26 protein-coding genes and 1 tRNA gene are annotated in these 25481 nt (G+C 71.0%); 13 read left to right on the top strand and 14 right to left on the bottom strand.

Annotated features, from left to right (window positions below):
* Positions 1-20 precede the first annotated feature (20 nt).
* Positions 21-1691: a DUF885 domain-containing protein gene (locus ACQP0N_RS31830; RefSeq protein ID WP_433116262.1), complete on the bottom strand. Its 1671-nt coding sequence runs from the start codon at positions 1689-1691 to the stop codon at positions 21-23.
* Positions 1692-1798: 107 nt separating this feature from the next.
* On the opposite strand from ACQP0N_RS31830, the gene ACQP0N_RS31825 reads away from it, so the two are divergent.
* The gene (locus ACQP0N_RS31825; protein WP_433116260.1) at positions 1799-2857 is read left to right on the top strand and encodes a DMT family transporter; all 1059 of its coding nucleotides are present in this window, start codon (positions 1799-1801) and stop codon (positions 2855-2857) included.
* A gap of 36 nt (positions 2858-2893) precedes the next feature.
* Here ACQP0N_RS31825 and ACQP0N_RS31820 read toward each other — a convergent pair whose 3' ends face one another.
* Together ACQP0N_RS31820 and ACQP0N_RS31815 are read right to left on the bottom strand one after the other, a co-directional pair.
* Entirely contained in the window at positions 2894-3964 is a 1071-nt protein-coding gene (locus ACQP0N_RS31820; protein ID WP_433116259.1) for a PHP domain-containing protein, read from the bottom strand.
* Between the two features lies 1 nt (position 3965).
* Positions 3966-4733 carry a M23 family metallopeptidase gene (locus ACQP0N_RS31815; RefSeq protein ID WP_433116257.1) on the bottom strand — a complete coding sequence of 256 codons (768 nt, stop codon included), beginning with the start codon at positions 4731-4733 and terminating at the stop codon, positions 3966-3968.
* Positions 4734-4794: 61 nt separating this feature from the next.
* On the opposite strand from ACQP0N_RS31815, the gene ACQP0N_RS31810 reads away from it, so the two are divergent.
* From ACQP0N_RS31810 to ACQP0N_RS31795, 4 genes are all read left to right on the top strand, one after another.
* Entirely contained in the window at positions 4795-5184 is a 390-nt protein-coding gene (locus ACQP0N_RS31810) for a hypothetical protein (RefSeq protein WP_433116255.1), read from the top strand.
* A gap of 112 nt (positions 5185-5296) precedes the next feature.
* Positions 5297-5464, top strand: coding sequence for a hypothetical protein (locus ACQP0N_RS31805; protein WP_167626078.1), 168 nt, complete (start codon positions 5297-5299; stop codon positions 5462-5464).
* Positions 5465-5581: 117 nt separating this feature from the next.
* The gene (locus ACQP0N_RS31800; protein WP_355052583.1) at positions 5582-6109 is read left to right on the top strand and encodes a tRNA adenosine deaminase-associated protein; all 528 of its coding nucleotides are present in this window, start codon (positions 5582-5584) and stop codon (positions 6107-6109) included.
* Positions 6110-6140: 31 nt separating this feature from the next.
* A complete protein-coding gene (locus ACQP0N_RS31795) occupies positions 6141-6692 on the top strand; it encodes a nucleoside deaminase (protein WP_433121895.1) in 552 nt (183 codons plus the stop codon).
* Between the two features lie 62 nt (positions 6693-6754).
* Here the strand turns inward: ACQP0N_RS31795 and ACQP0N_RS31790 are convergent, their stop codons facing one another.
* Positions 6755-7918, bottom strand: coding sequence for a sensor histidine kinase (locus ACQP0N_RS31790; protein ID WP_433116252.1), 1164 nt, complete (start codon positions 7916-7918; stop codon positions 6755-6757).
* Positions 7915-8571: a response regulator transcription factor gene (locus ACQP0N_RS31785; RefSeq protein ID WP_355052581.1), complete on the bottom strand. Its 657-nt coding sequence runs from the start codon at positions 8569-8571 to the stop codon at positions 7915-7917. The genes ACQP0N_RS31790 and ACQP0N_RS31785 overlap by 4 nt, the downstream gene beginning before the upstream one ends.
* Positions 8572-8702: 131 nt before the next feature.
* On the opposite strand from ACQP0N_RS31785, the gene ACQP0N_RS31780 reads away from it, so the two are divergent.
* Genes ACQP0N_RS31780 through ACQP0N_RS31765 form a run of 4 tightly spaced genes read left to right on the top strand, consistent with a single transcriptional unit; the run spans position 8703 to position 12185 of the window.
* On the top strand, positions 8703-9224 hold the full coding sequence (locus tag ACQP0N_RS31780) for a hypothetical protein (protein WP_433116250.1): 522 nt from the start codon (positions 8703-8705) through the stop codon (positions 9222-9224).
* Complete coding sequence (locus ACQP0N_RS31775) at positions 9221-10294, top strand: peptidoglycan-binding protein (protein ID WP_433116248.1); 1074 nt, start codon at positions 9221-9223, stop codon at positions 10292-10294. Before ACQP0N_RS31780 ends, ACQP0N_RS31775 begins: the two co-directional genes overlap by 4 nt.
* A gap of 8 nt (positions 10295-10302) precedes the next feature.
* A complete protein-coding gene (locus ACQP0N_RS31770) occupies positions 10303-10986 on the top strand; it encodes an ABC transporter ATP-binding protein (RefSeq protein ID WP_433121894.1) in 684 nt (227 codons plus the stop codon).
* On the top strand, positions 10986-12185 hold the full coding sequence (locus tag ACQP0N_RS31765) for an ABC transporter permease (RefSeq protein ID WP_433116246.1): 1200 nt from the start codon (positions 10986-10988) through the stop codon (positions 12183-12185). Before ACQP0N_RS31770 ends, ACQP0N_RS31765 begins: the two co-directional genes overlap by 1 nt.
* 194 nt (positions 12186-12379) lie before the next feature.
* Here the strand turns inward: ACQP0N_RS31765 and deoD are convergent, their stop codons facing one another.
* Complete coding sequence (gene deoD, locus ACQP0N_RS31760; RefSeq protein WP_334627940.1) at positions 12380-13087, bottom strand: purine-nucleoside phosphorylase; 708 nt, start codon at positions 13085-13087, stop codon at positions 12380-12382.
* A gap of 75 nt (positions 13088-13162) precedes the next feature.
* Between deoD and ACQP0N_RS31755 the strand changes: the two genes are divergently transcribed.
* Both ACQP0N_RS31755 and ACQP0N_RS31750 read left to right on the top strand, forming a co-directional pair.
* Positions 13163-13249: transfer RNA gene (locus ACQP0N_RS31755), tRNA-Ser, on the top strand.
* A gap of 206 nt (positions 13250-13455) precedes the next feature.
* A complete protein-coding gene (locus tag ACQP0N_RS31750) occupies positions 13456-14229 on the top strand; it encodes a hypothetical protein (RefSeq protein WP_433116244.1) in 774 nt (257 codons plus the stop codon).
* Positions 14230-14235: 6 nt separating this feature from the next.
* Here the strand turns inward: ACQP0N_RS31750 and ACQP0N_RS31745 are convergent, their stop codons facing one another.
* The 6 genes from ACQP0N_RS31745 to ACQP0N_RS31720 all read right to left on the bottom strand — a co-directional run bounded on the left by ACQP0N_RS31745 (position 14236) and on the right by ACQP0N_RS31720 (position 19493).
* The gene (locus ACQP0N_RS31745) at positions 14236-15012 is read right to left on the bottom strand and encodes a class I SAM-dependent methyltransferase (RefSeq protein WP_433116242.1); all 777 of its coding nucleotides are present in this window, start codon (positions 15010-15012) and stop codon (positions 14236-14238) included.
* 4 nt (positions 15013-15016) lie between these two features.
* The gene (locus ACQP0N_RS31740; RefSeq protein WP_433116240.1) at positions 15017-15871 is read right to left on the bottom strand and encodes a TauD/TfdA family dioxygenase; all 855 of its coding nucleotides are present in this window, start codon (positions 15869-15871) and stop codon (positions 15017-15019) included.
* Between the two features lie 21 nt (positions 15872-15892).
* Positions 15893-17005, bottom strand: a complete 1113-nt coding sequence (locus ACQP0N_RS31735; RefSeq protein ID WP_433116238.1) for a thiamine pyrophosphate-dependent enzyme — start codon at positions 17003-17005, stop codon at positions 15893-15895.
* Positions 17006-17017: 12 nt separating this feature from the next.
* On the bottom strand, positions 17018-17593 hold the full coding sequence (locus ACQP0N_RS31730) for a histidine phosphatase family protein (RefSeq protein ID WP_433116236.1): 576 nt from the start codon (positions 17591-17593) through the stop codon (positions 17018-17020).
* Between the two features lies 1 nt (position 17594).
* Complete coding sequence (locus ACQP0N_RS31725) at positions 17595-18452, bottom strand: isocitrate lyase/PEP mutase family protein (protein ID WP_433116234.1); 858 nt, start codon at positions 18450-18452, stop codon at positions 17595-17597.
* Between the two features lie 291 nt (positions 18453-18743).
* The gene (locus ACQP0N_RS31720; RefSeq protein ID WP_357132926.1) at positions 18744-19493 is read right to left on the bottom strand and encodes an SDR family oxidoreductase; all 750 of its coding nucleotides are present in this window, start codon (positions 19491-19493) and stop codon (positions 18744-18746) included.
* Positions 19494-19622: 129 nt separating this feature from the next.
* On the opposite strand from ACQP0N_RS31720, the gene ACQP0N_RS31715 reads away from it, so the two are divergent.
* A complete protein-coding gene (locus ACQP0N_RS31715) occupies positions 19623-20255 on the top strand; it encodes a TetR/AcrR family transcriptional regulator (RefSeq protein WP_433116233.1) in 633 nt (210 codons plus the stop codon).
* A gap of 4 nt (positions 20256-20259) precedes the next feature.
* Here ACQP0N_RS31715 and ACQP0N_RS31710 read toward each other — a convergent pair whose 3' ends face one another.
* The gene (locus ACQP0N_RS31710) at positions 20260-21195 is read right to left on the bottom strand and encodes a TetR/AcrR family transcriptional regulator C-terminal domain-containing protein (RefSeq protein WP_433116231.1); all 936 of its coding nucleotides are present in this window, start codon (positions 21193-21195) and stop codon (positions 20260-20262) included.
* 176 nt (positions 21196-21371) lie between these two features.
* Here ACQP0N_RS31710 and ACQP0N_RS31705 point away from each other — a divergent pair, with 176 nt between their 5' ends.
* Positions 21372-22994: a carboxylesterase/lipase family protein gene (locus tag ACQP0N_RS31705; protein ID WP_433116229.1), complete on the top strand. Its 1623-nt coding sequence runs from the start codon at positions 21372-21374 to the stop codon at positions 22992-22994.
* A 47-nt stretch (positions 22995-23041) separates the two neighbouring features.
* Here ACQP0N_RS31705 and ACQP0N_RS31700 read toward each other — a convergent pair whose 3' ends face one another.
* On the bottom strand, positions 23042-25462 hold the full coding sequence (locus ACQP0N_RS31700) for a hypothetical protein (protein ID WP_433116227.1): 2421 nt from the start codon (positions 25460-25462) through the stop codon (positions 23042-23044).
* Positions 25463-25481 lie beyond the last annotated feature (19 nt).

Raw genomic sequence — 25481 nt, 5'->3', positions numbered from 1 at the left:
TTCCACGAGCTGAACACCGGTCAGAGCCGGGCCAGCGCCTTGCGCAGCGGATCGAGGCCGAGCGCGCCCAGGTCCAACGCCTGCCGGTGGAACTCCCGCAGGTCGAAGTCGGCGCCCTTGCGAGCCATCGCGTCCTCGCGTGCCTGCAACCAGATCCGCTCACCCACCTTGTACGACGGCGCCTGGCCCGGCCAGCCCAGGTAGCGGTTCAGCTCGAAGCGCAGGTTCTCGTCCGGCACCCGGCAGTGCGCCCGCATGAACTCCCAACCCAGCTCGGGCGTCCACCGCTCGCCCGGGTGGAAGCCGAACGGGTTGTCCTTCGGGATCTCCAGCTCCAGGTGCATGCCGATGTCGACGATCACCCGTGCGGCGCGCATCGCCTGACCGTCGAGCATGCCCAGCTTGTCGCCCGGGTCCTGGAGGTAACCCAGCTCGTCCATCAGCCGCTCCGCGTACAGCGCCCAGCCCTCGCCGTGCCCCGAGACCCAGCAGAGCAGCCGCTGCCAGCGGTTGAGCAGGTCGGCCCGGACGGCCGTCTGGGCCACCTGAAGGTGGTGCCCCGGCACGCCCTCGTGGTAGACCGTCGTCACCTCGCGCCAGGTGGAGAAGTCGGTGATGCCCTGCGGCACCGCCCACCACATCCGACCCGGGCGCGAAAAGTCCTCGCTCGGCCCGGTGTAGTAGATGGCCCCGTCGCTGGTGGGCGCGAGGCAGCACTCGATCCGGCGGACCTGCTCCGGGATGTCGAAGTGGGTGCCGTGCAACTCGGCGATGGCCTTGTCGGCGAGCGCCTGCATCCAGTCGCGGAACGCCTCCTTGCCCTGGATCGTGCGCGCCGGGTCGGCGTCGAGCCTTGCCACCGCCTCGTCGACCGTCGCGCCCGAACCGGCGATGCGCCCGGCCACGACCCGCATCTCCGCCTCCAGGCGGGCCAGCTCCGCGAAACCCCAGGCGTACGTCTCGTCGAGGTCGATCTTCGCGCCGAGGAAGTACTGCGAGGCGAGTTCGTAACGCTCCCGGCCGGCGGCCTGCTTGTCGCGCCCGTGCGGGGCCAGCTCGGCCCGCAGGAACTGACCGAACTCGGCGGTCGCCGCGGTGGCCGCCGCCGCGCCCCTGCGCAGCTCGGCACCGAGGGTGCCGTCCGCGCCCAGCCGCTCGACCAGGCCGTGGTAGAAGTTGTCCCCGGTCGGGTCGGTCCAGATGTCGCACTGCTTGGCCACCTCGATGAGCTGCACCTTCGAGCTGACCTGCCCGTCGGCGAGCGCCTCACGCAGCGTGGTCTTGTAGCCCTCCAGCGCGCCGGCGAGGCCGTTGAGCCGGGTGGCGATGTTGGCCTGCTCGTCGGCCGTCGCGGTCGGCATCAGGTCGAACACCATGCGGATCTCGTGCAGCCCGCTGGTGATCACGCTGACCTCGCTGGTCGTCTCGCCCGCCTCGTACCGGGCCAGGTCCAGACCGAGCCGTTCCTGCATGGCCTCCTTGGCGGTGCGCTCCGCCTCGGTGTGCGGCTCGGCCGTCTCCAGCTCGCTGAGCGTCTCGCGGGTCAGGTCGGCGCGGGCCCGGTATCCGTCCGGTGAGAGGTCGTCGAGCTTGTTGTCATGGCCGGCGATGCCGACGTAGGTCGCGCCGGTCGGGCTCAACGGCGCCCACTTGTCCACGTAGCGGTTGGCGATTTCATCAATTCGTCCCACGCTGCGACACTACGTGACCGCCCGGTCCGGTTGTCGATGTCAATTGTCGTGTCCAAGCAGCGGAAAATCCGACGACTCTGTCGCACCCCTCCGGCAGAGTGTCAGGGGTGACCACCGACATCGCTCCTGACAGGGCCCCGCTGCGGGCCTGGCTACCGGGCTTTCTCGCCCTCGCCGCCATCTGGGGCTCCAGCTTCCTGTTCATCAAGGTCGGCGTGGCCGAGCTGCACCCCGTGCAGCTGACCCTCTACCGCGTCGGCGCGGGCGCGCTGACCCTGTTGGTGGTCCTCGCGGTGCTGCGCGACCGGCTGCCCCGTGAACCCCGGGTGTGGGCGCACCTGGCCGTCATCGCCGCGTTCGGCGTGGCCGTGCCGTTCACCCTCTTCGGTTACGGCGAGCAACGGGTCGAGTCGATGCTCGCCGGCATCTGGAACGCCACGACGCCGTTGATCGTGCTGCCGCTCGCGGTGCTGGTGTTCCGGACCGAGCGGTTGACCGTCCGCCGAGCGATCGGCCTCGGGCTGGGCTTCGTCGGCGTACTCGTCGTGCTCGGGGTCTGGGAGGGCATCGGCGGGGCGCACTTCGTCGGGCAGGTGATGTGCTTCGGGGCGGCCGCCTGCTACGGCGTCGCCATCCCGTACCAGAAGCGGTTCATCGCGGGCAGCACGCACTCCGGGCTGTCCCTGTCCACGGTGCAGTTGCTGCTCGCCACCGCGCAGCTCGCCATCGTCACCCCGTTCGTCGCGGGCGCGCCGCCGCTGCCCACCGAGCTGTCGGCGAAGGTCGTGGTGAGCGTCCTGGCCCTCGGCGCGCTCGGCACCGGGCTCGCCTTCGTCATCAACATGCGCAACATCCGGTTGGCCGGCGCGAGCACCGCGTCCACCGTCACGTACCTGATTCCGATCTTCGCGGTGCTGATCGGCGCCGTGGTGCTCAACGAGCGGCTCAACTGGCACCAGCCGGTCGGTGCGCTCATCGTGCTGCTGGGCGTCGCGGTCGCGCAGGGCGTGTTCGGCCGTCGGACGCCCCGACCGGTCGTCGGCGTGGGCGCGCCCGCCGTCGCGCCCGCCGTCGAACCCGCCGCGCCCGCCGCCACGCCCGCCGTCGAGCCCGCCGCGCCCGCCGTCGAGCCCGCCGCGCCGGCCGCCGAGCCCGCCCGCCGCTGACCCACCGCCACGCCCCCGACCAGTACGGAACGCCGGTCAGGCCCGGTTGCGGGTCCACTCCACGAGCTGCTCGGCCGACCAGGTGTTGACCACCCGGTCGGCCGGGACGCCGCAGCGCGCGGCCCGCTCGCAGCCGAACCGCTGCCAGTCGAGCTGGCCGGGCGCGTGCGCGTCCGTGTCGATCGCGAAGCGGCAGCCCGCCTCCAGGGCGCGTCGGATCAGTCGCTTCGGCGGGTCCTGCCGTTCCGGCCGGGAGTTGATCTCGACTGCGGTGTCGTGTTCCGCGCAGGCGGCGAAGACGGCGTCCGCGTCGAAGTCGCTCTCCGCGCGGGTCCGGGCCCGGTGCCCCCTGTCACCCGGGCCGGTCACCCCCGCCGGCCGGGACGACACCATCCGGCCGGTGACGTGACCGAGGATGTCCAGGTGCGGGTTGGCAACGGCCCGCACCATGCGCCGGGTCATCTTCGACCGTTCGTCCTTCAGGCCGCTGTGCACCGAGCCGACCACCACGTCGAGTCGGGCCAGCAACTCCTCGTCCTGGTCGAGCGACCCGTCGGCGAGGATGTCCACCTCGATGCCGGTGAGGATCCGGAAACCCTCCGGCAGCGCCGCGTTGACCTGCGCCACGTGGTCTAGCTGACGGCGCAGCCGCTCCGCGGTCAGCCCTCGGGCCACGGTCAGTCGCGGCGAGTGGTCGGTCAACACCAGGTACTCGTGACCCAACTCGACCGCGGCCAGCGCCATCTCCTCGATGGGCGAGCCGCCGTCGGACCAGTCCGAGTGGGTGTGGCAGTCGCCGCGCAGGGCGGCGCGCAGCGCGGCGGCCTCGGCATCCAGGTCGCTGCCCTCGGTCGCCACCAGCCGGCGCAGATAGACCGGTTCCTCACCGGCCAGGGACTCCGCCACGCAGCGAGCCGTCACGTCGCCGACGCCGGCCAGTTCGGTGAGGGTGCCGTTGCCGGCCCGTTCGGCCACCTCGGCCGCCGGCAGACCGGCCAGCGCCGTGGCCGCCGAACGGAACGCCCGCACCCGGTAGGTGGCCTCGTTCGCCCGCTCCAACAGGAACGCGATCCGGCGCAGGTCGGCGATGGGATCCCGGGCGGCCATGTCAGGGAGCCTTCGGGCAGCCGTGTTGGCGCTGCCACGCGGTCACCTCGGCGGCCGGTTCCCGGTTGCCGTCGCGCCGCCACGAGTCCAGGTAGCGCGCCGGCCAGATCACGCCGCGCCGGATCCACCACCCGTCCTTACCGGCGCACGGCGGCGAGATCCCGAAGTGCACGTGACAGACGTTGTTGGCGTTGCCGGTCCGGCCCACCTTGCCGAGTTGCTGGCCGGCACGCACCCGGACCCCCGCCTCGACGCCGGACGAGACGACGCTCAGGTGCGAGCCGTAGTAGCGCACCCCGTCGTCACCGAGCAGCGACACCGACAGGCCGCCGTTGTCCGGGCCCTGCGGCCCGCTCTTGGAGTACCTGTCGACGCGACTCACCTCCAGCACCTTGCCGTCGGTCACCGCCACGAAGGGCTCACCGCAGTTCGCGAACACGTCCGTCGCCGGGTACGCACCGTGCGTCGTGTGATAGTCCACGTTGTCGGCGCGTACCGGAAAGACGTGCCGGACCCCGGCGCGGGGCGCGCTCGGCGACGGCTTGGCCGACGACGGCGTCGGGCTGGCCGGGGCTTTTGTGGTCGGCGCGACCGTCGGGGCCGCCGGCTGCTCCCCGGTCGCCCAGACCGCCGACGGCGACGGCGCGGCGACGCCGTCCGGCGGCACCCCGGGCCGGGTCGTCGCGCAGCCGGCGGCGAGCACCGGGGCGAGCAGCAACAGGATCGGGTACGCCGGACGCACGCGGCGACCGATCGTCGGCGAGGGCATTCGGCCATCCTGACAGACCGGTACCGTGGGGACGAGCGACGCGCGTGAGGGAGGGCAGCCGGTGAGCATCGCCCGAGAAGGCCCCGTCCCGGACCCGGCTTCCGCGCGGCCGGCCTCGCGTACCCCGTCGGGGCTCTTCCCGGCCGGGCCACCGGCCAGACCGACCTACCGCGAACCGCACCCGGTGACCGGCGCTGGGGTCGCCTCCGGCGGCGGTGCCGCGGCTGCCTGGCTGCTGCTGTTCGGGCTCCTCGGCACCGACGTGGTGAGTTACGCGTGGTGGACGGTTGTGGCCGGCCTGCTCGCCTGGGCGACCGCCCTGGCGCTGGTGCGGTACGGCGACCGTGGAGTGGCCACCGGAGTGGCCATCGTGACCGCCGGCGGCTGGAGCATCGCCGCCGCCGTGGTGGCCGTGCGCTGGGCCACGAGCGGTGACTGGCCGCTGTGGTGAGCGAGCCCGGACCGGCCCGGATCAGGGCGTGGACGACTGCGCCGCGTGCCCGGTTGGCTGCGTAGCGAACGCCGTCTTGACGTGGCCGCCGAGACTCGGCACTCTCGGCACTATGGCCTGGACCACCCCGCGGCAGGACCCGGATCGCAACCGCCGCCGCCTCCAGTTGCTCGCCGAGTTGGCGGGCGCACGGGCGGTACGCCAGCGCAGCCGGCCGCAGCGACAGCGCACCGAGCGTCTACGCCAACTCATCGCCACCCGCCGTCGGGTAGCTGGCTGATCCGACTTTGTCAGGTTTGGCCGGCGTCTCGGGGCGTTGACCGGTCGCCTGCCGACCCGACCGGCTAACGTGCACCCTTGACGAGTCGGCGCTGTGCCGAGGGCTTTTGGGGGAACCGTGTCGTACTTCGCTGCGGCCGTGGTGCGTGATGACAGTGGTTGGACCGCGTCCGAGGTCAACCTTCGGGGTGCCACCGACATCGACGAGGTCGCCGACCGGCTGCGCGATGTCGACCTGGAAGCCGACACCTCGCTGCTCTTCGTCGAGGCCGACGACGCGTACCTGGTGATCCTGCGTCTCGACGAGGGCGAGGACCTGCGGGTCTTCGGATCGGACTCGGCGTACGCCGAGGAGTCCCGGCTGGGTCAACTGCTGGTCGGTGACCTGAAGACGTCGGTGACCGGGCTCGACGGCGACGACGAGCCGCGCCCCGCCGCCAGCGGCGACGAGGAGAGCGAGCAGCCCGCCGTCGACCCGGAGGCCGATCCGGTGGGCGACGCCGACCTGCTCGCCAACCTGGGCATCTCCGCGCAGAAGTTGCTGACGCTCTGCGGCCACGAGGGGATGCTGCCGGCGGACGTCACCGCCGAGATCTGCGAGGTGCTCGGCTGCGCCGACGAGGTCGAGGAGTTGCGTGAGGTCTGAGCCGGCCGACGCCACCGACCCATCGTTGGAGATGATCCGGCCGGGCCAGCCGACGCCCGGATCGGTGCGGCGTGCCGGGCCGGGTGCGAGCGAGGGCCTGGCCGACCCCGGTGGGATCGGGCGACGGCAGCGGCACGAGCTGTGGATGCGCCGAGCCCTGGAGGTCGCCGTCACCGACCCGGCGATCCCCAGCGGGGGCGTCGACGACATTCCCGTGGGCGCGGTGCTCTACGGCCCGGACGGCGGCGAGCTGGCGATCGGGCGCAACGAGCGGGAACTGACCGGCGACCCCACCGCCCACGCCGAGGTGCTGGCCCTGCGCCGGGGGGCCGAACGGATCGGCGAGTGGCGGCTGGACGGCTGCACGCTGGTGGTGACGCTGGAGCCGTGCACCATGTGCGCGGGCGCCCTGGTGCTGGCCCGCGTCTCCACGGTCGTCTTCGGCGCATGGGAACCCAAGACCGGCGCGGCCGGCTCACTCTGGGACGTGTTGCGCGACCGCCGGCTCAACCACCGTCCCGAGGTGTACGGCGGTGTGCTGGAAGCCGAGACCGCCGCCGTGCTGCGCGCCTTCTTCCGCTGAAGGCCCCGCGCCTTCGCTGGCCCCGCGCTTTCGCTGAGGTCTCGCGCGGGGGAGGCGGGTGGTCAGGGCGCGGGCAGGGTGACCGTGACGACCAGGCCGCCGCCCGGGCGGGGGTGCGCCTCGGCGGTGCCGCCGTGGGCCCGGGCCACCGCTCGGACGATCGACAGGCCCAACCCGAAACCACGCGTACCGGCCACCCGCTCGCGCGACAGCCGGCGGAACGGCTGGAACATCGTCTCGACGTCGTAGCCGGCGATCAGCGGGCCGGTGTTGGTCACCGTCAGGGTGGGTCGTCCGTCCACCAGGGCGGTGCGCACCTCGACCCAGCCGTCGGCGGCCAGGTTGTGCCGTAGCGCGTTCTCCACCAGGTTGAACGTCAGCCGTTCCAACAGCACCGGGTCGCCGTTGGCCGGGGCCGGGGCGAGCGACCGGTGTACGGGCAGGTCGGGCGCCTGCTTGCCAGCCTGGTCGATCACGTGCGCGCAGACCTCCGCCAGGTCGACCGCCGTACGCTCGGTCAGCTCGTTCTCCGAGTCGGCAAGGGTCAGCAGCCCGTCGATGAGCCGTTCGTGCCGCTCGTTGACCGCCAGCAGCGACTCGCCCAACCGGCGGGTCTCCTCCGCCGCGTCCGGCCGCGTCACGGCCAACTCCACCAGCGCGCGGTTCAGCGCCAACGGCGTCCGCAGCTCGTGCGAGGCGTTCGCCACGAACCGGCGCTGCCCGTCGAAGGAACGGTCCAACCGTTCCAGCATCTCGTCGAACGTGTCGGCGAGTTCGCGTACCTCGTCGCGGGGGCCGGCGAGCGCGATCCGCTCGTGCAGCCCGCGACCGGCGGTGTCCGCCCCGGCGATCCGCCGCGCGGTGTCGGTGACCTGCTGCAACGGCTGCAACGCCCGCCCGGCGAGCAGCCAGCCGAACGCGATGGCCACCGCCGACACCACGATCAGCGCGATGCCGCCCTGGGTGAGCAGCGACTCCAACGCGTTGCGCTTCGCCTCGGTCTGCGCCTCCTCGACCAGGGCGCGCAGCGTCTCGATGTTCTGCCCGTTGCCCGGCTTGGGCGGTGTCGCGGTGACCTTCGGCAGGTCGCTCACCTTCACCCCGAACGGCTGGGGCGTCCGTTGGTCCACCAGCACGTACGTGACGGCGAGCAGGACCACGCCGGCCAGCAGGAAGAGCCCACCGTAGATGAGGGTCAGGCGGCCGCGGATGGTGAGCCGTTTCATCGGATGCGGTACCCCGCTCCCGGCACCGTCTCGATCACCGGTGGGTCGCCGAGCTTACGGCGCAGCTTCACCATGGTGACCCGCACCGCGTTGGTGAACGGGTCGATGTGCTCGTCCCAGGCGCGTTCCAGCAGGTCCTCGGCGGAGACCACGGCGCCGTCGGCGCGCAGCAACTCGGCGAGCACCGCGAACTCCTTGCGGGACAGCGCCACGTGCCGGTCGTCGCGGCGTACCTCGTGGCGGGCCGGGTCGAGCTGGATCCCGGCGCGGCGCAACATCGGCGGTGCGGCCGGGCGGGCACGACGGGTCAACGCGTGCACCCGCGCCGACAACTCCACCAGGGCGAACGGCTTGGTGAGGTAGTCGTCCGCGCCGATCGCCAGGCCCGCCACGCGTTCGCGTACCGCCGCGGCGGCGGTCAGCATCAACACCCGGGTCTCCCCGCCCGCGTCCACGATCGCCCGGCACACGTCGTCGCCGTGCACCACCGGAAGGTCCCGATCCAACACCACCACGGCGTACTCGTTGACGCCGAGCCGCTCCAGCGCGGCGTCCCCGTCGTACGCCACGTCGACCGCGAACGACTCACGGCGCAGCCACTCGGCGATGGCGTCCGCCAGCACGTTCTCGTCCTCGACCACCAGCACTCTCACCCGTCCATGGTCCCCGCCCGCGGGTAACGGCGGCATAACCGTGCACGGTTACGCCCCGGATACGCCCTCTGCCGTGAACTGGCGGCAACGTCCGGCGATCCGCGCCGGACCCGAAAACGGAGGCGGACACCATGCGGCGACAGATACTCGCGATCCCCGCCCTGCTCGTGCTGGCACTGGCCGGGTGCGGCCCGGCGGACGACGGCGGCGGGGTCGCGACCGCCGGCGGGGCGAAGGACGGCGGGACGGCGAGCGCCACACCGGCGGGCGACTCGGAACGGCAGCTCGCGTTCGCCCGGTGCATGCGGGAGAACGGGGTGGAGATGCCCGACCCGGAGGCGGGCGGTCGGCCGGCGTTCCGGTTCGGCGAAGACGTCGACCCGCAGAAGGTGCAGTCCGCCATGGAGAAGTGCCGCGACAAGCTGCCCAACGGCGGGCAGGGTCCCCAGCTCAACCCGGAGCAGGCCGAGCAGATGCGCACCATGGCGAAGTGCATGCGGGAGAACGGTGTGCCGAACTTCCCGGACCCGGACGCCGACGGGCGGATCCAGATCACCAAGGGCGACAACGGGCTCGACCTCGGTGACCCGGCGCTGCGCGCCGCCATGGAGAAGTGCCGGCAGTACGCGCCGCAGTTCGGCGGTAACCGGTGACCGGCACCACCCGACGCGCACGGCTGCGGGCTGCCCTCGTCGGTGGCGTCGTGCTGCTGGTCGCGGCCGCGGTCGGCTTCGGCGGCCAGACCGGCGGCGACGCCGCCCAGGCCGGCGCTTCGGCGGCCACCGCCGCCATCACCCGGCAGACCCTCGCCGACTCCGAGACCGCCGACGGCGAGCTGGGGTACGGCACGACGCGTACCGCCACGGCGAGGCTCAGCGGCACGCTCACCGGGCTGCCGGCGACGGGGTCGACGGTACGGCGGGGCAAGGCGCTCTACCTGGTCGACAACGCGAAGGTGGTGCTCCTCTACGGCGGACTGCCCGCGTACCGGACGCTCGCCCCCGGTGTGGAGGGCGCCGACGTCACGCAGTTCGAGCGGAACCTCGCGGCGCTCGGCTACGACGGCTTCACGGTCGACGACGAGTACACCGGCGCGACGGCCGACGCGGTCCGTGAGTGGCAGGACGACCTCGGCCTGGCGGAGACGGGCCGGGTGGAGCCCGGACGCGTCGTGTACGCCGACGGGGAGGTGCGGGTGGAGAGCCACCAGCTCGACGTCGGCGCGGTCACCCAGCCCGGTCAGGCGGTGCTCACCTACAGCGGCACCAGCCGGGTGGTCACCGTCGAGTTGGACGTGGACGACCAGCGGCTGGCCAAGCGCGACGCGAAGGTCGCGGTCAAGCTGCCGGACGGTCGGGCGGTGAACGGCACGATCAGCACGGTCGAGACGGTCATCCAGACCGGTTCCGCCGGCGCCAACGGCCAGTCGGCGGAGGCGGAGACGAAGATCGAGGTGACCGTGGCGGTGACCGACCCGAAAGCCCTCGCCGACTTCGACCAGGCCAGCGTCGACGTCACCTTCACCGCCTCGGAGCGCGCGGACGTGCTCACCGTGCCGGTGGCGGCGCTGCTGGCCCTCGCCGAGGGCGGCTACGGCGTCGAGGTCGTCGACGGCGGCGCCCGCCGGATCGTGGCGGTGACCACGGGCCTGTTCGCCGACGGGCGGGTGGAGGTCACCGGCGAGGGAATCGCCGAGGGAACGACGGTGGTGGTGCCGGCGTGACGGGCGACGTGATCGTGCTGGACCGGGTCGGCAAGCGGTATCCCGGCGGCGTCGTCGCGTTGGACGACGTGTCGTTGCGGATCGGCTACGGCGAGCTGGTGGCCATCGTCGGCCCGTCCGGATCGGGCAAATCGACGATGCTGCACCTCATCGGCACCCTCGACCGGCCCTCGTCGGGCAGCGTCCTCATCGACGGGTACGACGCGGCGAAGCTCACCGACCGGGAGCTGTCGGCGCTGCGGGCCACCCGCATCGGCTTCGTCTTCCAGCAGTTCCACCTGGCCCCCGGCGTCCCGGTGGTGGACAACGTGGCCGACGGGTTGCTCTACTCCGGCGTACCCCTGAGGAGGCGGCGCGACCGTGCGGAGGCCGCGCTGGTCCGGGTCGGCCTGGGTCACCGGCTGGGGCACCGGCCGCACGAGCTCTCCGGCGGGGAGCGGCAGCGGGTGGCCGTGGCCCGGGCGGTGGTGGGTGAGCCGGCCGTGCTGCTCGCCGACGAGCCGACCGGGAACCTCGACTCGACGTCCGGTGCCGGAGTGCTGGAACTGCTGCACGAGCTGCACCGGGCCGGCACCACCGTCGTGGTGATCACCCATGATCGGGAGATCGCCGACAGCCTGCCCCGGCAGGTACGGATGCGGGACGGCGCGGTGCGGCACGACTCGGTCCTCGCGACGGGCGGGGTCGGCTGATGGCGGTGCTCACCCCGGCCCGGATGGGCCCCGGGGACGTCCTGCGCGTCGGTGGCGTGGGCCTGCGGACCCGACCGCTGCGGGCGTTCCTGTCGGCGCTGGGCATCGCGATCGGCATCGCCGCGATGATCGCGGTCGTCGGCATCTCCTCGTCTTCCCGGGCCGAGCTGGACCGGGCACTCGACGCGCTCGGCACCAACCTGCTCACCGTGGAACCCGGCAACACCCTGTTCGGCGCGGACGCCCAGCTCCCCGAGGAGTCGGTGGCCATGATCGGCCGAATCGGTCCGGTGACCGAGGTGTCCGCGACCGGGCAGGTCTCCGACGCCAAGGTCTACCGCTCGGACCGGATTCCGGCCGCCGAGACGGGCGGGATCGCCACCCGGGCGGCCCGGCTGGACCTGCTCGGCACCGTCGGAGCCGAGGTGACCAGCGGAACGTGGCTCAACGAGGCCACCGCCCGCTACCCGGCGGTGGTCCTCGGCGCGACCGCCGCCGACCGGCTGGGGGTCGGCGAGGCGGATCCGCAGGTGCAGGTGTGGCTGGGCGGGCGGTGGTTCACCGTGGTCGGTGTCCTCGCTGCCGTGCCGCTCGCCCCGGAGCTGGACACGTCGGCGTTGGTCGGCTGGTCGGCGGCGACCGACTACCTGGGCTTCGACGGGCACCCGAGCACCGTCTACACCAGGGCCGAGGAGTCACAGGTCGAGGCCGTCCGGTCGGTGCTCGGCGCGACCGCAAACCCGGAAGCGCCGAACGAGGTGGAGGTGTCCCGCCCGTCCGACGCGCTTGCCGCCGCCGAGGCGACCGACGCCGCCTTCACCGGGCTGCTGCTCGGCCTGGGCGCGGTCGCCCTGCTCGTCGGTGGCGTCGGCGTTGCCAACACCATGGTCATCTCGGTGCTGGAACGCCGGGCCGAGATCGGCCTGCGCCGGTCGCTCGGGGCCACCCGAGGTCAGGTACGTACCCAGTTCCTCGCCGAATCGCTGCTGCTCTCGGCGCTCGGCGGGTTCGGCGGGGTGCTGCTGGGAATCCTGGTCACCACCGGATACGCGCTGTCGCAGGACTGGCCGACCGTGGTGCCGGCGTGGGCGATGCTCGGCGGGGTGGGCGCGACCCTGGTCATCGGCGGCTTCGCCGGCCTCTACCCGGCGGTCCGTGCCGCCCGGCTCTCCCCGACGGAGGCGCTCACCGCCGTCTGAGCGGGGTGGCGGGTGGACCTGACGCGGCGCGGCGTGGGCTGGCGTTGCCCGGCCCGGCCCGGCCGGCGCAGCTCGGCGTGGCGTGGCCCGGCTCGGCGTGGCGTGGCCCGGCGTAAGCGAGAGAGCGTGATGACTGTGAGGCATCAAGATGCCTGTGAGTCATCACGCTCTCCGCGGTGCGCCGCCCCGGAAGGTCAGGCGATGATCGTGTCGAGCGCGATCTCGACCATCTGGCTGAAGGTCTGCTCCCGCTCCTCCGACGTGGTCTTCTCGCCGGTCTTGATGTGGTCGCTGACGGTCAGCACGGTCAGCGCCCGAGCCTTGAACCGGGCCGCGATCGTGTAGAGCGCCGCCGACTCCATCTCCACCGCCAGCACGCCGTAGTCGGCGAGCGTGTCGTAGAGGTCCGGCCGGTCGGTGTAGAAGGCGTCCGCCGCCAGGATCGGTCCGACGTGCATCGCGATGCCGCGCCGCTCGGCCACCTCGACCGAGGTACGCAGCAGCCCGAAGTCGGCCACCGGGGCGTAGTCGATCAGACCGTCGAAGCGCATCCGGTTCATGTTCGAGTCGGTGGACGACCCGATCGCCGCCACCACGTCACGCAGTTGCAGGTCGGTGCTGAGAGCGCCGCAGGAGCCGACCCGGATCAGCGTCTTCACGCCGTACTCGTTGATCAGCTCGTGGGCGTAGATGGAGGCGGACGGCATGCCCATGCCGGAGCCCTGGACGGAGACGTCGACGCCGTTCCAGCGGCCGGTGAAGCCCAGCATGCCCCGGACCGTCGAGTAGCAGGTCGCGCCCTCGAGGTAGGTCTCCGCGATCCACTTGGCCCGCAGGGGGTCACCTGGCATCAGGACCCGCTCGGCGATCTCGCCCGGCTTCGCGCCGATGTGCGTACTCATGGCAAAGATCCTGCCAGGCCGGCTCGGGCGATACCGGTTCGGCGTCCGAACCCGGGGTCCTGTACCCTCGTCGGCGGTGGCGTGTCCGAGTGGCCTAAGGAGCACGCCTCGAAAGCGTGTGAGGGTTTACGCCCTCCGCGGGTTCAAATCCCGCCGCCACCGCTCGTGCGTAGCAGCGCGCCGGGGACCGTACGGTCCCCGGCGCGCTGCTTTTTCTCCGCCGTCAAGCTCTGCGTGAGGCTTGCAGAAGAGACGAAATTTCTACTGGTTGCGATCATCGCATTAACTGTGGTAACTCTATGAGCTTCGGTGTCCGGGCGGCGCCGCACACGTGAATTCCATCGACTCGGCCGTTTCGGGGAGTGGCGATGAAGAGGCTTCTGAGGTTCTTGGACGCGGCATTCATCACCCTTCAGGCGATATTCGCGCTGACTGCGGTGGTCGTCACCGAAGTCCTCAATCAACAAAATCTGCATCTCACTTTCATTGAAGCGCTCCTGGCGATGATCGTCATTGACTTCTTCATTCTCTTCAGCAGTCGATGGAGAGTGCTGACCAGGAGTACCGAGGAAATTGCGAGGACGCTCGCCCACCGGGGAATAGGCGTCGAGTTCGTCGAACGCCACACCTTCGACTGGAGAACCGCTGTGGCGTCGGCGCGTCACGACGTCTTCATCAGTGGTACGACGTTGACCGGCTTCGTGGCCGCGAAGGATCTGTTCGCCGGGCTGAACAGACGTGTGCAGGTGCGCTTCCTGGTGCTCAACGTGGGCGACCTCGACGTCCTCGAAGGGTTTCGGCGGATGAGGTACTCGGACTCCGAGCGCCACAGTCAGCAGCGGTACCTGAATCAGGCAAACCTCTTCAAGGATCTCTACATCCGTTTGCGGGACAGCGGAAATATCCAGTTCGCGGTTTCGGACCGCATCATGCCCATGGCCTTCATCGCGATCGACGTGAACCGGCTGTCGGAGAATTCCCTCATCCGTGTGCAGCACTACCTGCACGAGAACGAGGCCGACCAGGCGACGGTTTCCTACGTGGTGCGACCCGGCAACCCCACCTACACGCTGTACGCGTCGCAGATCAAGATTCTCTGGGATGCGGGTCTGAAGCAGAACACCTACCTCGACGCGTCATGACAGCGTCTACTTTTCGGCGATCCAGACCGTCCAGGTGTCCCGTTCGACCGCCGGCCAACGAGGAATCCGCTCGACGACGTAGTCGGCTAGTTGACGGATACGCCGGTCGTCGAGCGCGTGGAGCAGGGACCGGCCGCGCCGCAGGACGATCTCCTCGTACAACTCGCCCGGTTCGCGGAACACTTTGCGCAGCTCACAGACTTTGCTGCTGTTGACAAGCCGGAAGCCTGCCTCCAGGAGAGCGGCCGTGACATCCGGCTCTCGTCGCCGGCGTTCGATCTCGGTCGCCCTCAGCCGTTCGTCGAAGGCGAGGTAGTAGCCACGGATGTGCTCCGCCGAAGGCGGTAGGAGGACGTCGTCCACCGTGCGGTCCTGAACCCAGAGCAGGCCGGCGGGTTTCAGGATGCGGCGGGCCTCCCGGAAGTTGCGGTACAACGTCGTGAGGTGGTGGATGAGAGCTCTCTCGACGACTCCGTCGAAGACGTCGTCCGCCGCGCCCACGGCCTCCGCGTCGGTCAGCAGAAATGACACGCGGTCGACTCCCTGGCAGTAGCTCCGGGCCGACTCCAGTGACAGGTGCGACGAGTCCACCCCGACGACCAGCTGCGGTGCCATGCCCGCGATCGCCTTGGTGTAGATGCCACCGCCGCATCCCAGGTCGGCGACCAACCGACCCTCCGGGCGCATGAGTCGCGCGAAGAGCGCCGACCAGGCGGGGTCCGCGGACCGCCCGACGTAGGTGTCCCGATTGTGGGGATCGTGGAAGTCGATGTACTTGCTCATCTGATCATCGCCTGATCCAGGCTCGTAGCATCAGTCTCCCCGCGCCCTCGGACGCGTCGACGAAGGCATGACGCCCGTGCAGGTAACGCCGGTTGTCGCTGATCACGATCTGCCCCCGGAGCAGCCGCCCCTCGATGTGAAGAGCCTCGCTCGCCATCACGGCGTCGAGGAGGTCCATGGCCCTCGTCTCGGCCGGAGACAGCGGCCGTACCCCCGGCATCGCATGCCCGGACTCGATGTAGTCCCGCAGATATGTTAGGCGGTGCGTGCCGTCGTCGGCCCCCGAGCGCTCGACGACCCGCCGTACGATCGTGGCGCCGGGCGCGTCCTTGCGCCGCTGGTCGAAGTGGAACTGGTTACCCAGGACGTCGAGGATGTCCGGCATCTGTGCCGAAGCCAGCCGCAGGATCTCCTGCGAGTCTATGAAGACGAGTTCACCGCCGGCCGCGGCCTGACGCAGGCAGAGCAGTGCGATGAGATCCGGCACCTCGCCGGGAACGGGTACGCCGTCGGTGTGGAAGCTTCCGCCGGCCCGGCTGTCGGAGTAGCGGAGCGTGCGATCCGACAGGTCGTTCCCCCGGTACGTCACCTCTCTCAGCAACTGCGCCGAGGAGCCGACGCTCTGTGGGATCAATGTCCCGAGCGCCTCGCAGATCAGGGGGAAGACGAGCCGCAACTGCGGGCCGGAGAGATCGTCGAGCCCGGACAACACTGCGATGCCGCGCGTGCTGAGCACCTCACCGATGCCGCCGGCGTCAACCATCCGGCTCACGTGTCGGCGCCATGTCTCGCGCGGCTGTCGCTCCAGGCGCGCCACGTCGGCGGGATCCATGGACACCCGGTACGGAGAGAAATCCACGACTCATACCTCCTCGGAGTCCTACCGGAACCGATGGGACGTCGTCCTCGTCCGCACGAACGGCGGCCGGGGCCGAGCAGGTGGCCCGATGCCTGCGGGGCGCGTCAGCATCTCGACCAGCACCGGGCCGGACGCGTTCAGCAGTCGGGCCAGCGCGGTGACGGCATCGGGCGTGGTCGGGCCGCGGAACACTCCGGTAGGCCAGCCGAGGTCGTGCCCGAGGGCCGAGAAGCTGAAGCGGGATCCCAGCGTGTCGCCGCCACCGACCGACTCGTGGCTGCCGTTGTTGACGATCACGTGCCGGTAGTTCGGGACGGTGAGCGTGGCGGGCAGGAGCACCGCTCCCAGATGCATCAGGGCCGAGCCGTCACCGTCGACGCAGATGACCGGCACGTCCGGTCGGGCCACTGCCAGACCCTGGGCGACGGAGCACGCGTGACCCATGGCACCGACGCAGTACACGAACTCTTCGAACCGGCCGGGGTGGTCCGTGCGGTACTCGTGCACGAGTCTGCTGTTGAAGCCGGTGGAGCCGACGACGATGCTTGCGGACGGGGCAGCGTCCAGGACCAGTCGTACGGCGTCGCGACTGGTCCACTCCTGCTGCGCGCGGCCTCCCGTGGCCGGCGGCGTGGGCGGACGCGCGGCGCCGACCTCGACCAGGACCGCGGTCACCGTGTTGCTGGCGACCGCCTGCTGGTGGGCCAGGCCCAGCGTGGAGACGACGTCCGACAGGTCGGACGCGCAGGTCGTGCGGAACGGGATGTCCGCCGCGCCAAGCAGGCTCGTCGTGGCGCGGCCCACCGCCTCATGTTGAGGCTCGTCGCCGGCCCAGCCTCGCATGCCGATGAGGAGAACCAGTGGGACGGACTGGACCGAGGTATGTGTCAGCGAGGTGAGGGGATTCAAGGCGTTCAGCAGCCCCGAGTTCTGCATGCAGACCAGCGCGCACCTGCCGCTGCCGAGCGTCCAGCCGGCGGCCAGCGCCACGGCGGAGCCCTCGTTGGTGCACACGGACACGTCCTCGCCCGGCCGCTGCCAGATCGGACCCAGGAACGCCAGGGAGGAGTCCGGCACACCGACGACCAGGCCGAAGGTCTCTCTGATTCGTTTGGCTGCGCCTGCCGCCTCCACGCTCACCCGTCCTTATCGAGTCAGCTTCCGTGCGTTCGGAATGAACTCCTCGTGGCGTCGGATGAATGGTCGATCCTCGACATCGCCTATCCAGACGCCTTCGAGATTCTTGTACCCGCTGTCCGAGCCGCCGAGAACGCGGACCACCGCGCTCATGAAACCGCCGTGGGTCACGGCTACGAGAGGCGTCGCCGAACCGTCGTGGGTGACGGCGTCGCGCCATTCCAGGAAGCGGCGGAAGACGGATTCGTCATGTTCGTATCCGTCCGGCTTCCGCCCCGCTTTTCGCCAACCCGGCCACTTCTGGTCGACGTCCTCCGGCAGCATGCCTTCCCAGTCCCCCCAGCTTCGTTCGATCAGCCGCTCGTCGACCCGGCACGGGATGTCCTGCGATTCCGCGATCGCTTCGGCGGTCAGGCGGGCCCGTTGCAGCGGGCTGGTCCATACCTGCGAGAACGGGGGTAGGGAGGTGAGCGCCGCGCGAGCCTGCTCGATGCCGGCCCGGGTCAGACGGGTGTCGCTGAGTCCCTGCATCCGGCCCGTGAGATTCCATTCCGTCTCACCGTGGCGCAGGAGGAGAAGCTCCATCTCAATTCCACCCTGATTCCGACTGCAACTTCAGGACCTCCTCCATCGAGGCGAGCGCCAGGTCTGCCGGTTGACGTCCGCCGGCGCCGAGGATGGACTGGTACGTGTCGTCCATGGCTCTGACCGCGGCACGCAGGCCCTGATTGGCGTAGATGGCCAGTGCGAAGCCGGCGCGTTGCATCTCCTCGAAGCCTGCCTGGCGAATGGAGGTGGCCAGCACCCCGAGGGGTGCCCGCCCGCGCCAGCCGTCGGCGAACGCCTCCAGCGCGTGCATGTCGCTCGAGCGGTGCTGGATGATGATCGCGTCGGCGCCGGCCTCGACGTAGGCGTTCGCTCGCTCGAGTGCGTGGTCCACGGAGAATCCCTGGGAGAGCGCTTCGGTGCGAGCTACCACCAGGCAGTCATCGGCGGTCCGGGATCCGGCGGCGGCCGTGATCTTCGAGCAGAAGCGATGGACATCGTCGAGCTGGTGTTCGCCATCCAGGAACGTGTTCCTCTTGGGGAAGGCCTGATCCTCGAGGCATATCGCATCGATGCCCCGGTCCACCGCCTCCCGGGCCAGCCGCCGCACGTTGATCACGTCTCCGTAGCCGGTGTCGCAGTCCACGATGACCGGGTGGGAGGTGGCGCGCTTGATGCGCCAGGCGGCATCCAGCATCTCATTCAGAGTGATGACACCCTCGTCGACGAGGCCAAGTGAATTCGTGACGCCGAAGCTGCTCACCCAGATGGCGTCGAAGCCCCGGTGCTCGGCCAGTCGGGCCGAGAGGGCGTCGTGTGCACCGGCGACAACCGCGATTCTGTCCTCTGTCAGCAGGTCGGAAAGACGTCTTGCGGGCCTCTCTCGACGTACCGTCACGCTGCGGCTCCTCCGACTAGGGATCCTCGGGCGGGGTGGCATCTCTTCCCGTGATACTGCCGACGATCTCAGTGCTTGTCGAGCGGGCCCGGAAGCGGCTCCGTCGGTATTCGAGGATGATGCCAATCGATGCGTTGGCCAACCTGCCAGTATCGGCAGGTCAGCCCGTCCACTGAATCCCCCAGGCCTCAACGGGGTCGGGGCGAAGAGGTTGCTGGTGCGGCCGCCACCGTTCGGGAAACACGGGGACGCCCGGTGCGACCCATTGCGGATCGACCGGGCGTCCTCCCGTCAGAGCTGCGTTTCGCCGCCGTCGACGAACAGCTCGCTGCCGGTCATGAAGCTGCTCTGGTCGGAGGCGAGGAAGAGCACGGCGTTGGCGATCTCGTCCGGGTGGGCCAGGCGGCCCATGGGCACGGTGGACGCGATCGTCTTGAGCAGGGCGGGCGACTCCCCGGGGCTGGGGGCAAGGCCCGCGAGTCCGGGAGTCTCGGTGGAGCCGGGCACGAGTGTGTTGACCCGGATCTTCCGGTCCATCAGCTCGGCTGCCCAGGAGCGGCCGAACGAGCGGATGGCGGCCTTGGACGCGGCGTAGACGCTGAACGCCGGAATGCCGCTGACCGCCGACGTCGAGCCGGTCAGCACGACCGAGGCGCCCTCGTTGAGCAGGGGCAGGGCCTTCTGGACGGTGAAGATGGTGCCGTAGACGTTGGTGTCGAAGGTGGTGGCGACGTGCTCGACCGTGATCGAGTCGAGCGGACGGAACTCGCCGCCGCCGGCGTTGGCGAACAGCACGTCGAGCCCCGCGCCGCGCTCCTCGATGGCCCGCATCACCCGGTCCAGGTCGTCGAGGTTGCCGACGTCGCTGACGATGCCTGTCGCGTTGACGCCGATGCTGCTCACCGCCTCGTCCAGCGGGCCCTTGCGCCGGCCCGTGACGAAGACGTACGCGCCTTCGGCGGCGAAGCGGCGTGCGGCGGCCAGGCCGATGCCGGTGGTGCCCCCGGTGACGAGGGCGGTCTTGCCGTCGAGCTGTCCCACGATCGGTCTCCTTCGGAAGTTGTGTACCGAGCGGTACTGATCCGACCGTAGCAACCCCCGAGCCGTGCGACAAATTTCTGTACCGATCGGTTAGACCGTGGCTAGGATGGGTGCCGGAGGTGGTGGACCGTGCCGGTACGAGGGCGTCCTCGGGGCTTCGACGTCGACGAGGCGTTGGAGCGCGCGCTTGAGGTGTTCTGGCGTCAGGGGTACGAAGGCGCCTCGATGACCGACCTCACCGCGGCCATGGGCATCAACAAGCCGAGCCTCTATGCCGCCTTCGGCAGCAAGGAGGAGCTGTTCCGCAAGGCCGTGGCCCGCTACGCCGAACAGGACATGGGGTACGCCCGGCACGCGATCGCCCAGACCACCGTGTACGAGGTCGTCGCCACTCTCCTGCGCGAGAACGTGCTCGCCGTCACCCGACCCGACCGCCCGGCCGGCTGCCTCTCGATCCAGGGCGGCACCGCCTGTTCCAGCGAGAACGGGGGCGTCGCGGAATTCCTCGCCGCCAGCCGCCTCGCCGGTGAGCGGGCCCTCGCCGACCGGTTCGCCCGTGCCGTCTCCGAGGGTGACCTGCCGACCGACGCCGACCCGGCCGCGCTGGCCCGATTCGTCATGAGCGTCACCGAGGGGCAGGCGATCCACGCCGCCGCCGGGGTCCCTCGCGACGAGCTGCGGCAGACGGCGGAGATCGCGCTCGCCGGGTTCGCCGCCGTGTCCGGGGCGCGCCGCCCCGCGACTGCGGACAACCCGGCCTGAGCGCTCACGCTCGAACGAGCGCCGCCACCCCGTCGAGGAGCCGTTGCAGCCCGAACTCGAAGAGGCTGTCGGCGCTGAGGTCGATTGCCGACCGGGAGAGCCGGGCCAGGTGCGGGAACTCGCCAGCCGCGAGTAGCCGGCCCAACGCGTCGGCCTGGGCCACCATCCATTCGTCATCGGTCAGGCCGGTGTCCTGTTCCGCCTCGGCCCCCTGCTGGAGGTTCACCGCCGTACCCCGTACGTGGTTGGCCAGGGCGACCACCAGGTGCAGTCGGGTGTGCCGGTCCAGGCCGCATCCGGCGAGGGCGCGCAGGGCGCATTCCGTGTGCGCGACGGCGTGCGGGGCCATCAGCGGACGGGTCAGCGAGACGACCTGGGCCAGCCAGGGGTGTCGACAGTAGATCGACCACTGCAACCGGCAGAGCAGCTCCAGTTGGGCCCGCCACCCGGGCGGGAGCGTGCCGGGCAGCCGATCCGCGGCGAAGGCGGCGTCCGCCATCAGCAGCAGCAGGTGCTCCTTGCCGTGGACCTGCCGGTACAGCGACATGGTCGGCACGTCCAGCTCGGTCGCGATGCGCCGCATGCTGAGCCCCGCCAGCCCTTCGGTGTCGGCGATCCCGACGGCCGTACGCACCACCTGGTCGCGGGTCACCGCGTGGAGGGGTCCGCGCCGCACCTCGGCCCGTCCGCCCCGACCGGGCGTCGCGGGCTCCGAGCCGGCGACCACCATGCCCACACCGGGCACCGCCCGGATCAGGTTCTCCTGCCGGAGCGCGGTGAGGGCGCGGCTCGCGGTGGCCATCGCGACGCCCCGCTCCCGGACGAGCTGGCGGGTGGACGGCACCCGGTCGCCGGGGCCCAGCTCACCGGACGCGATGCGCCGCCGTAGCTCCGCGACGATGCGCAGGTACGGGGGTGTGGACTCGTCGATCTCCGGCACGGTCGCCCTTCCGCCGGCCAAAGCCTAGCGCACTAGAGCACCCGAACCCGTCCGTTGACGTTCCCTGAGGGCTGCTCGTGGGTGCACTAGAGCTAACTGGCCGACCCGTCGCCGAAACGACATGCTCCCCGCAGACGGACTGTACGCCGTACCACGTTCGATGATTGGGGACTGTGATGACCAGCATCCCGTACCACCGGTGGGTCGCCGCGATGGGCGCGACCGTGCTCCTCGCGACGGCCGTGACAACGACGGCGGTCGGCCCGGCCGCCGAGGCGGCCGCTCGCCAGGGCGCGGCCGTGGTGCGGACCGACCAGGGCGCCCTCCGGGGGACCGTCGCGGCCGACCACCTGACGTTCGAGGGCATCCCGTACGCGCGTCCGCCGCTGGGCGCGCTGCGCTGGGCCCCACCGCGACCCGGGCCACAGTGGACGGGCGTACGCGACGCGACCCGGCCCGGCCCCGCCTGCGCTCAGCTGCAGGGGTTGCCGATGGACGACCCGTCGGCGTCCGAGGACTGCCTTTACCTCAACGTCACCACGCCCCGCACCCCCGCCCGGACGCCACGACCGGTGCTGGTGTGGCTGCACGGCGGCGACTTCCGCTTCGGCCAGGGTGACGCCTACGGCGGGGAGCGGCTGGCCGCCGACGGCGACGTCATCGTCGTCACGGTGAACTACCGGCTCGGTGCGCTCGGCTTCCTGGCGCATCCGGCGCTGGCCGGGCCGGACGGGTCCACCGGCAACTACGGGTTGCAGGACCAGCAGGCGGCGCTGCGCTGGGTGCGCCGCAACGCGACGGCCTTCGGCGGGGACCCGGGCAGCGTCACCCTGGCCGGCCAGTCGGCCGGCGCGACAAGTGTCTGCGCCCACCTCGCCGCGCCCGGCTCCGCCGGCCTGTTCCACCGCGCGATCATGCAGAGCAACTCGTGCGCCAACCCCGTTCAGACCCGGGCGGAGGCGGTCGAGGCGGCGCGGGAGTTGGCCGGGCGGGTGGGTTGCACCGACCCCGGCGTGCTCGCCGTCTGCCTTCGGGGGCGGGACGCCGCAACGCTCGTCGACGCGGTCGGCTACCCGGGCGCGGGCGTCGACCTGGGTCCGGTGGTCGACGGCCGTACCCTGCCGGTGGATCCGGCGGACGCGCTGGTCAGCGGCCGGTTGAACCCGGTGCCGGTGTTGACCGGGACGAACCGCGACGAGTCGACGCTCCAGGTGTGGGGGATGGAACGCAACGGGATGAACTGCCCACAGCCACCCGCCCCGGGGCAGGCGCCCGAGTCGTGCCCGCTCACCGACGACCAGTACCGCGAGCAGGTACGCGCCATGTTCGGCGACCGGGCCCAGGAGGTGCTGGCCCGCTATCCGAGCGACGACACACGCTCCGCCAGCGAGGCGTTGGGGGCCGTGTGGACCGATCAGGCGTACGCGGAGCCGATCTACTCGGCCGCGCTGGCGTTCGCCCGGACCGTGCCGACCTACCTGTACGAGTTCGCCGACGAGGATGCGCCGTTCTTCGCCGAGGGGCCGGCGCCGACCTTCCCGACCGGCGCGTACCACTGCGCGGAACTGCCGTACCTGTTCGACGTCGACTACGCCGAGGCCTTCACGCCCACCCAGCGGCGGCTCTCCGGCGAGATGGTCCGCGCCTGGAGCGACTTCGCCCGCACGGGTCGGCCCGGGTGGCCCCGACTGCGCGACCGCTCCGGGTACGTGCGGGTGCTGGCCGGTGGCGGCGGGTCGGGCACGACGGACTTCGCGGCGGAGCACTCGTACAACTTCTGGCGAGAGCATCGGGGGTGACCGGCGGGCCGGCCTTCCAACCAGGTGGAGGGCCGGCCCACCGCGCGTCACGCGGTTGGGGCGTTGCCGTCCCGGTGGGTCAACCGGTACGAGGCGTCGACGGCATCCGTCTCCAGGATCACCGTGACCGGACCGGCCGGCAGGGTGCAGGTGACGGTCCGCTCGACGGCCGGGCTGGTGGGGCCGCAGTATCGGATGCCCTGGCTGTCGAAGACCGACAGGCGGGCGTCACCCGAGCCGGCGGTACGCGTCCAGGTGAAGCTCTCCCGGCTGGTGTGCTGATCGGCCGGGACGGTGTAACAGGCCGCGAAGTGGTCCGCCCCGGTGGTCGCCGTGGCGCCGGCGGTGTCTGCCGGTAGGACCGGGCAGGCCGGCGGCCCGTCGACCCGGGCGAAGCCCACGGCGTACGAGGCGGTGGGTTCCCCCTCGTCCGCGGTGAGCAGTACGGAGAAGGGCGCCTCGCCGGTCAGCTCGCAGCTGTACTGACGCAGCGAGGAGTAGTCGCACACCTGATCGCCGGCGGCGTTCAGCACGCTGATCTCCGGTGAGGACGCGTCTCCGGCCACCAACTCGACGACGTGAGCCCCCGACGGGCTGGGCAGTTGGAGGCAGTTGTGCTGCCCCGCGGCGCCGAAGCTGCCCCGGAGCGGAGCGTCCTGCCAGCCGGTGTCGGACACCGGCGTGCAGCCCGACGTCTTCCACGGCAGCAACGCGACGGCGTACCGGAAGTCGTTGTCGATCACCGAGGTGGTGTCGCCCCCGGCGAGGACCATCGTGTACCTGCCCGCCGCAGGGACCTCACACCGGGTGCCCGTGCAGACCTTGATTCCGGCGGAGTCGTAGACGGTGGCCCACGCCTGGTAGTTCTCGTCGTCCACCGCCGTGACCCGGTACACGCCGGCGCTGGGAAGGTCCAGGGTGCGGCAGCGGATGCCATCGAGGCCGCCGGCCGGCGCCGAGTTGTACGTGCCCGGGGCGATGGTCGGGCAGCCGACCGCGTCGGAGAGTCGACGGACCTGGATCTTGTAGGTGAGGTCCGTGGCGTCGGCGGGCCAGGTCGCCAGGTAGCTGACGACGCGGTAGGTCCCGGTGGCGGGCAGTACGCACCCGTCCTCCTCGGACCAGTCGGTACACAGCACGACACCCTGCTCGTCGACGATCGAGGAGTAGACGTCGTTGTACCGGTCCGGGGCCCGGTAGACCATGATCCGCTCGCCGGCTACGCCGTGGAACGGCTGGCAATTGGTCTGGACCGGCGAGGTCTGGTGCACCGTCAGGGCCGGCTGGTCCCAGTTGAGCCCGGTGGAGGCGGCGCAACCCGCGGCGCGGTCGAGGCGGGCTGCCGCCACCCGGTAGGTGACCGGCTCCCAGTTCCAGTTCTGCGCCACGAACGTGTACGCGCCGGCCGCCGGCACCGCACAGGATCGCCAGGAGTCGTACTCGGTGCACACGACCTGTCCGGCGGGGTCGTACAGCCGCCAGTTGAGGTACTGGTTCGCGTACTGGTCCATCCGGATGACCACCCGACCGGGGGCTTTGACGCGCAGCGACTGGCAGCCGATTTCGTCGTACGGTTGCACGGTGCCGGTCCCGACCGCCGTGCCGGGGTCACCGAAGGTGCTCAGGGACAGGGCCGGGCAGCCGACCGACTGCGAGATCCGGGGCATCTTCAGCGTGTAGGGAGCCTTGTTGCCGTACAACTCCTGCAGGAAGAGCCGGTACGGTCCGGGCTCGCTGAGGGTGCACTCCGTCGGGTACCTCACCGTACAGATCGGCTGGAACTGGGCGTCCAGGATGTTGCCCTGGATGTCCTCGGCGCCGCCCGGGTCGGCGAGGTGCAGGACCGCGCCGGTGGGCTGCGTGAAGGTGAAACAGCGGGCCGCAAGGCCGGCGGGTAGCGTGCCGCTGCGTCCGGCGGAGGCGAAGGAGAAGAAGCCTTCGGGCAGGTTGACGCAGGCGGACGGGGTGCGCGTCGACTCCGCCGACAGCGAGTAGGCACCCTTGCCGGTGCCGTAGTAGAGCTTCACCGTGATCGTGTAGGTACCGGCGTCGCCGAGCTTGCACTCGTTGAGGTACGAGGTGACGTAGCAGACGGTACCGCCGTCGCTGCCCTTCACCTGTGCGCTGAGACTGTCACCGGAGACCTCGCGGAGTCGGACGAGCAGGGTGTCCTGGTCGACCGTCGAGGTGATCGTCCAGTTCTGCTGTGCGGCCCCGGTGATCGATGCGCAGTTCTTGACCGTGCCCGTCGGGAGTTCGCCGCCGCAGGCCGCGGCGAGGCCGGCGACGGACTTCGTGTCCGAGGTGACCCGGCCCGGGGCCGGAGTCGTGGTCGCCGACTTCGGGGGCGTGGTGACGGTGGGCGGTTGCTCGGTGGTCAGCGCCGGTCGCGGCGACTGCTCGGCCGTCGGGGCGGCGGTGGCGGGACCGGCCAGCAGGCCCGCCCCCGTGAGGCTCAGGGCCGCCACCGCGGCCCATCTGGGAAGG

Source organism: Micromonospora sp. CA-246542, from assembly GCF_050942905.1.
Taxonomy (GTDB): Bacteria; Actinomycetota; Actinomycetes; order Mycobacteriales; family Micromonosporaceae; genus Micromonospora.
This window is presented reverse-complemented; position numbering and strand designations above follow the sequence as displayed.

Excerpts from the sequence above, each read along its gene's own strand:
- ACQP0N_RS31820 (WP_433116259.1), bottom strand. The coding sequence starts at position 3,964 with ATGGCCGCCCGGGATCCCATCGCCGACCTGCGCCGGATCGCGTTCCTG.
- ACQP0N_RS31815 (WP_433116257.1), bottom strand. The coding sequence starts at position 4,733 with ATGCCCTCGCCGACGATCGGTCGCCGCGTGCGTCCGGCGTACCCGATC.
- ACQP0N_RS31805 (WP_167626078.1), top strand. The coding sequence starts at position 5,297 with ATGGCCTGGACCACCCCGCGGCAGGACCCGGATCGCAACCGCCGCCGC.
- ACQP0N_RS31795 (WP_433121895.1), top strand. The coding sequence starts at position 6,141 with ATGATCCGGCCGGGCCAGCCGACGCCCGGATCGGTGCGGCGTGCCGGG.
- ACQP0N_RS31790 (WP_433116252.1), bottom strand. The coding sequence starts at position 7,918 with ATGAAACGGCTCACCATCCGCGGCCGCCTGACCCTCATCTACGGTGGG.
- ACQP0N_RS31780 (WP_433116250.1), top strand. The coding sequence starts at position 8,703 with ATGCGGCGACAGATACTCGCGATCCCCGCCCTGCTCGTGCTGGCACTG.
- ACQP0N_RS31765 (WP_433116246.1), top strand. The coding sequence starts at position 10,986 with ATGGCGGTGCTCACCCCGGCCCGGATGGGCCCCGGGGACGTCCTGCGC.
- deoD (WP_334627940.1), bottom strand. The coding sequence starts at position 13,087 with ATGAGTACGCACATCGGCGCGAAGCCGGGCGAGATCGCCGAGCGGGTC.
- ACQP0N_RS31750 (WP_433116244.1), top strand. The coding sequence starts at position 13,456 with ATGAAGAGGCTTCTGAGGTTCTTGGACGCGGCATTCATCACCCTTCAG.
- ACQP0N_RS31745 (WP_433116242.1), bottom strand. The coding sequence starts at position 15,012 with ATGAGCAAGTACATCGACTTCCACGATCCCCACAATCGGGACACCTAC.
- ACQP0N_RS31730 (WP_433116236.1), bottom strand. The coding sequence starts at position 17,593 with ATGGAGCTTCTCCTCCTGCGCCACGGTGAGACGGAATGGAATCTCACG.
- ACQP0N_RS31705 (WP_433116229.1), top strand. The coding sequence starts at position 21,372 with ATGACCAGCATCCCGTACCACCGGTGGGTCGCCGCGATGGGCGCGACC.